We start from the raw sequence: 211 nt of genomic DNA on the forward strand, positions 1-211 counted from the left end.
ATTAGGCTCCACAGCTACAACAACTACCTGTCGCCAATAGCCATGGAGCAGCAAGCGGCTTGATCACCGTAATCGGTGTCCGGAAAAACTTGACCAGAACAAACCCGCTCCCACAGGGTCAGCAACTCGCTTACTAACTTTGTTCTCTGCTCGACAACGCGGTCCAAAGGGCTGGCTGATTTCCCAGAGGATGGAATGCCCTCAGAAATTT

The 211-nt window shown here is 51.7% G+C and carries 1 protein-coding gene; it reads right to left on the reverse strand.

What is annotated here, in order from left to right:
* Positions 1-23: 23 nt before the first annotated feature.
* Positions 24-211, reverse strand: a 188-nt coding sequence (locus HU750_RS27280) for a hypothetical protein (RefSeq protein WP_238348958.1), incomplete at its 5' end; no start/stop codon positions are given.

This window comes from Pseudomonas sp. SWRI50 (assembly GCF_014269095.1).
Lineage (GTDB): Bacteria > Pseudomonadota > Gammaproteobacteria > Pseudomonadales > Pseudomonadaceae > Aquipseudomonas > Aquipseudomonas kermanshahensis.